Source organism: Limnohabitans sp. 2KL-17, from assembly GCF_003063415.1.
GTDB lineage: Bacteria > Pseudomonadota > Gammaproteobacteria > Burkholderiales > Burkholderiaceae_C > Limnohabitans_A.
In genome coordinates, this window is sequence record NZ_NESK01000055.1 from 1 (window position 1) to 5396 (window position 5396).

A 5396-nucleotide genomic window follows, 5' to 3' on the forward strand; every position below is an offset into this window, starting at 1 on the left:
CCTCGCAAGCCTCGTCGGCCAAGTTGAACCAGTGCTGCACAAAGTACATGCGCAACATACGCTCAAGTCCCACCGGCGGGCGACCATTGCCCGGCTTGGGGTAATGCGGCTCGATCACTTCGCATAGCGCATGCCACGGAACGATCTCATTCATTGTGGAGAGGAACACGTCGCGCCTGGTTGCGCGACGGTATTGTTCGAATCCGGCTCCTGCATCGGCCGCTAGGGCAAGGGTCTGTTGTTTCATCGACCTATAACGAAACAGCACCCAATGCGGTGGACTTATTCAGCGTAGCCTTAAAAAAATGAGAAGCTTTGCACACGGTGATCATCTTTGCATTTTGCCTGCTGGAACGCGCTCACCAAGGTGACGAAATAAAGCAACAGCCATATTCGCGCCATCACTGAGCAGAAAGTCCAAATAGAAATAGAAACATAGAAAAGCTGCCTCGTTGGATATGATGGGTTCCATTGAAAAATGGGTTGAGCCCACGTGAGCAATTTGTTTTTTCAATCCAATTTTGAAAATTATCGTCAAAAAATACCGCCACGAATATCTACCTCTTATTTTTGAGACTGTGTGGTGATTTTCAATGAGTGCGCTGACTGAATGACTGACATGACCGTTGCAAATCTTGATCTTGCTGTCCAAGCCCATCAGGCAGGCCGTTGGCCAGAGGCAGAGGGCTTGTACCGGGCTTATTTGGCTGTTCGTCCTGACGAACCGGTAGCAGGGTACAACCTGGGAATTTTGCTGTTGGGGCAAGCTCGGCTAGAGGGTTTGTCTTGGGTGCGGCCGGCTTTACTGTCCGGTGGCAGTCGGCTTGATCTGGCGGCAGCCAGTGCTTCAGTTGTCCAAGCCTTGCTGGCACACCAATACAAAGACCATGCCGATCAGTTTGTGCAGTGGCTAGAGCGGCATGATTTGAAAGCCTTGGAGCATGCGGCCCTAAGGGTACGGGCAGCTTTGCCTGGGTATTTGCAGCCTTTGGCGCCCACAGGCTTGCGCCGTTATCACCCCATTGAGAGCTCGCGTTATGTGTATGCGATTGATGTGGTTGGTGGCTGCAATTTGCGTTGCCCCACATGCCCGGTGGGCCAGGGGGCGGCGTTGCCAAAGGGGTTGATGCAGCGTGATTTATTTCAGGCTATTTTGCAAAAAATTGTGCAAGAAAATTTTCCGCATTGTCCAGACATCTGGCTCTTCAATTGGGGCGAGCCTTTGTTGCATCCGCAGTTAGGGGCTTTGATTGGCGATGTTCGCCACGCGGGGCTTACGAGCATGGTGTCTAGCAATTTGCACCATTCGGATCGAATTGATGAACTGATGCAGGCCAACCCAGACCGGATGAAAGTGTCGTTGTCAAGCTTGCGCCAAGAGGCTTACGCACAGACGCATGTGCGAGGCGACATTGATCGAGTGAAAGCCAATTTACAGTTGCTGGCCCAAGCACGGGACCGGCACAAGGCAACGACCGAAATATGGATTGGACACCATTTGTACCGCCACACCTTACAGGACCAGCAGCAGGTGCAGGATTTTGCTGTGTCTTTAGGATTTGGCTACGTGCCGTCAACGGCGATTGTGGCGCCGATTGAAACGGCATTGCGCATGCTTTCTTCCGGTGCCGACTCGTGGGTGGCCGAGCCTTTGCACGCACAATTACTGACAGCTCCCGCTGAAATTTCAGCGCACCTGAAAGCGCACCGCTCTGGCAGTTTCGATTGTGAGCTGCGCTTTAATATGACGTCAATCCAGTACAACGGTTGCGTAACCTTATGTTGCGGCACAACCCAGGATTTGTCCTCTGAGCCTGTGGCGTTTTTGGAGCACAGCCATGCCGCGCTGGAACAAAAAAATATACCAATCCTTTTTGCGGTCAGTGCATGCAGAACAACCTGCACTTGACTACAGCGGATCTTTGAAGTGGACAAGGTGGTCGCATGACGTTGTTTGAACAAGCACGCCAATGCATGAAGCGCCAGCAGTGGGGCGCTGCTGTCCCCTTGTGGCAGGCGATGCTGCAGCAAGCCCCAGAGGATATCGATGCGGTGCTGGCACTGGCTGAGTGTTTGCGTCAGCTGGGCTTGCTGGATGAGGCAGTGGTGATGGCTCGCAACGCATTGGCGCAGGCTCAGGCAAAAGTGCCTGCTTCACAGGTTGCAGGTGTTCCAACGGGTGCGGGTGGTCGAGAGGGCGCTCTGTGGGCGCAGGCAGCGTTGCAGTTGGCGCATTTGCATGCCTTGCAGCAGCGCCAAGATGAAGCTGGTACAGCTTTTTCGCAGTGGCTGGCGCATCCGGTGTGGGGTGCGCAGGCGGCAGTTGGTTTGGCACGTGTGTGGCTTCATGAGGGGTATCCAATGCGGGCCATCCAGGCGCTGTCGCCGTTTGCCTTGACGCATGCCGAAGCAACGCAGGCGATGGCTTTAGCACTGTTTGAGGCAGGTGATGCAAGCCGTGCATTGGAGGCGGCCTGGCCTACAGCGGTTGATGTGACTGACTTGCATGCACTGTCTAATGCTTTGATGTTTGCCAGTTATGTACCAGGTTACGAAATGCATTTGCAGGCTTTGCGTGAACTGGCACAACCCGTGATGGCCCATATCGGGGGTGGTCCGGCTGTGCAGGGACTGGCGCATGGCCGTATGACGCCGCAGCAGACGGCTGCAAGGCCATTGCGTGTGGGCTGGGTGTCGGCTGATTTTTACGCGCATCCGATTGGATACTTTTTGGCCTCGTTCCTGCCGCACTTGAGCGATGAGGGAGTGCAGAGTTTTTGTTATGACAATGGCCAAAAGCACGATGCGTGGACCGCGCGTTTGATGCAGGCATCTAAACGCTGGATGCCAATTGCCAAGTTGTCTGCACAGGATGTATGTGACGAGGTGGCTCGGGATGGGTTGGATATATTGATTGATTTGTCGGGGCACACGCAGGGCAACAGGCTGGACGTGTTTGCGCGGCGGGCGTGTGCTGTGCAGGCGAGTTTTTTGGGGTATTTTTCGACCACGCTGGTGCCTGCGATGGATTACCTTATTACGGATGCGCTGCATGTATTGCCCCATGAGCAGTTGTTGTGCTCAGAGCAGGTGGCGTATTTACCGCACAGCCGGTTTTGCTATGCCCCCCCAGAATTTTCGCCAGAGCCTGTTCCGCCTCCGGTCATACGCAATGGTTATGTGACTTGGGGAGCGTTTACCAATTTGGCCAAAATCAGCGACGGCTGTGTGGCCTTGTGGGCACGGGTGTTGCTGGCCACGCCGAACAGCCGTTTGCAGTTGCGCTGGAAGACCCTGGTTGACAGTGGGGTGCGCCAGACTTTGCGCGAGCGCTTTGCCAGCCACGGGGTGTCACCAGGGCGAATCGAGATGTATGGCGCTACACGCCATGCCGATATATTGGCGGCTTACGGTGAGGTGGATGTGGCGCTGGATACATGGCCTTTTTCAGGTGCAACCACAACCTGTGAGGCTTTGTGGATGGGCGTGCCGGTGATGACTTTGGTTTCAGATCGTCCGGCGGGGCGGCAGTCGGCCAGTATTTTGCAAACGCTGGATGCGTCAGACTGGATTGCACACAGTGAGGAAGATTTTGTTCAGCGAGCTGTCGCTTGTGCCGATGACCATGATGCTTTGGTGCTGGCGCGTCAGGGCTTGCGCAAAAAAATGGCGTCCACCTCTTTAGGAGATGGGCGCCTGTTTGCGCATGGTTTTGCGCAGACTTTGCGGCGCTTGGTTTGAACTTACCAGCGCTTGGCCAGGACCATCTGCAGCTGTTGTCGATTCAGTTTGGATCCTGCTTCGATTTCGGCACCGCCATTGAACGCGAGACCTTGCCCGAGGGCCATTTCTTTGAGTCTCAATTTGGCTACAAAAGCCTGTGTGGATGACATACCGACCGGGACAGCAAAGCTGTATTGGGTGCCGTTGTAAACGTTGGCCGCATTGGTCAGTGACGCATTGAGCTGGCGATTGGGGTTCAGTTCGGCACGCACCCCCCATTGGATGCTGGCGGCGCTGAACTGGTGTTGAAAACCCACGAAAACAGGGATTCCCATTTGGCCGTATTTGGCCGTCTGCAGACCTGCCGTGGTACCTGTTGTGCTGCTGGTTTCTGCCGTTGCACTTTGGGCGTAGTGAACCACCCCAGCCTCCAACATCAGCCGCGCCGAAATGGCTTGCACAGGAATGCCCGTAGACAGGCGTACACCCATGACCCGCACTGAAGCACTGTGAATTTGGCTCTCGGCTGCAGACAATTCGGTGACGTTGCGCACGATGTCGGCAGAGCTTTGGCCCGCATAGACAGCAGCCACCAGTGGCTCGGCTTGGCCCCAATGAATTCCTCGGCTTGCGCCCAGAAGCCAAGTGCGGCCCTGTCCGGAGCCCGCAGTGCTGGCTTTGAGTTTTTGATCGGCCAGACCTCCGAATATTTTCCAAGCTGTTGGACTTTGGTCAGATGTGTGCTGAAGCAAAACAGCGGTGCTATTGATGGTTTGGTTGTTTTGTGCGCTCAGGCCAGCTTGGTCATATCGGGTGCGATTGGCGGTCACTGCCACATCCAGGCTTTGGCCATCTGGCATGACCATGGTGTTTTGGCGTGACAAGATGGATTGCGCAGCATCCATCGCCATATTGAGCGGGCTGGCCATCATGCCTGCACCAATGCCCGAAACGGCTCCCGTGCTTGCTGTGTAAAAACCGGCTTCAACGGGTGTGGGCGCAGATGCGCCAGTGGTAGCAACATAAAAGCCTAGTGGCGCAGCATCAGCTACGGTCCGGCCAGTTGACCCCACAAAATAGCCCAGTGGCGCAGGTGTGGGGCTTACGGCGCCCGGACTGTTTGTGAAATAACCAACCGGAGCTGGGGTTTCACTTGTGGCGCCAGTCCGGTCAACGTAAGAGCCAGCTTGAGCAGGAGTTGCTGCAAACTGTCCAGGCGTGGCCACGTAATAACCCACAGGCGCCTCGGTGGCATAAGTTCGGCCGGTAGCGGGTACGAAATAACCTGCAGGTGCAGGTGTAGCCGCAGAAGCACCCGGAGTTGGCACATACGAACCGATCGGGGCGGGTACGCAGTTGCTGCCGTCCAGTGGGTCGAATCTTCCGGGTGGGCAGGTCGAGGCTGCTGCACCTGCTGCGGCGCAAACACCCATTAAAAAACCTGAAAGAGATTTTGTACTCATTTTGAATGCCTTTGCTATTTTGGTGATTCTAGTGTCTGTAAATGGCAAAAATTACAAATTTTTGATCGGGAATTAGAGGCTAACAGGCTGCTGAAATACTCCCATGTTTAGGTCCACGCCGAGCCCCTGAGAAACGTTAATTGTTGAGCAACTACACGGACACATGATGCGCGGCGCTGACACCTTCACCGAGAGCCTTTTCACGATGCG

General features: G+C 55.1%; 4 protein-coding genes. 2 read left to right on the forward strand and 2 right to left on the reverse strand.

Translation table 11 applies throughout. The features are described 5' to 3' along the window. Positions 1–247 (reverse strand): transposase (locus B9Z45_RS16395; protein ID WP_146180858.1); only part of this gene is annotated, 247 nt, incomplete at its 3' end. A 372-nt stretch (positions 248–619) separates the two neighbouring features. On the opposite strand from B9Z45_RS16395, the gene B9Z45_RS17480 reads away from it, so the two are divergent. Beyond that, positions 620–1909 (forward strand): radical SAM protein, encoded by a 1290-nt coding sequence (locus B9Z45_RS17480; protein ID WP_233252245.1) that lies wholly within the window; start codon positions 620–622, stop codon positions 1907–1909. A gap of 35 nt (positions 1910–1944) precedes the next feature. Next, positions 1945–3741, forward strand: coding sequence for a tetratricopeptide repeat protein (locus B9Z45_RS16405; protein WP_108408271.1), 1797 nt, complete (start codon positions 1945–1947; stop codon positions 3739–3741). Positions 3742–3743: 2 nt separating this feature from the next. Here the strand turns inward: B9Z45_RS16405 and B9Z45_RS16980 are convergent, their stop codons facing one another. Next, positions 3744–5186 (reverse strand): hypothetical protein, encoded by a 1443-nt coding sequence (locus B9Z45_RS16980; protein ID WP_146180955.1) that lies wholly within the window; start codon positions 5184–5186, stop codon positions 3744–3746. Positions 5187–5396 lie beyond the last annotated feature (210 nt).

Coding starts and splice junctions, on each gene's coding strand:
- B9Z45_RS17480 (WP_233252245.1), top strand. CDS start 620: ATGACCGTTGCAAATCTTGATCTTGCTGTCCAAGCCCATCAGGCAGGC.
- B9Z45_RS16405 (WP_108408271.1), top strand. CDS start 1,945: ATGACGTTGTTTGAACAAGCACGCCAATGCATGAAGCGCCAGCAGTGG.
- B9Z45_RS16980 (WP_146180955.1), bottom strand. CDS start 5,186: ATGAGTACAAAATCTCTTTCAGGTTTTTTAATGGGTGTTTGCGCCGCA.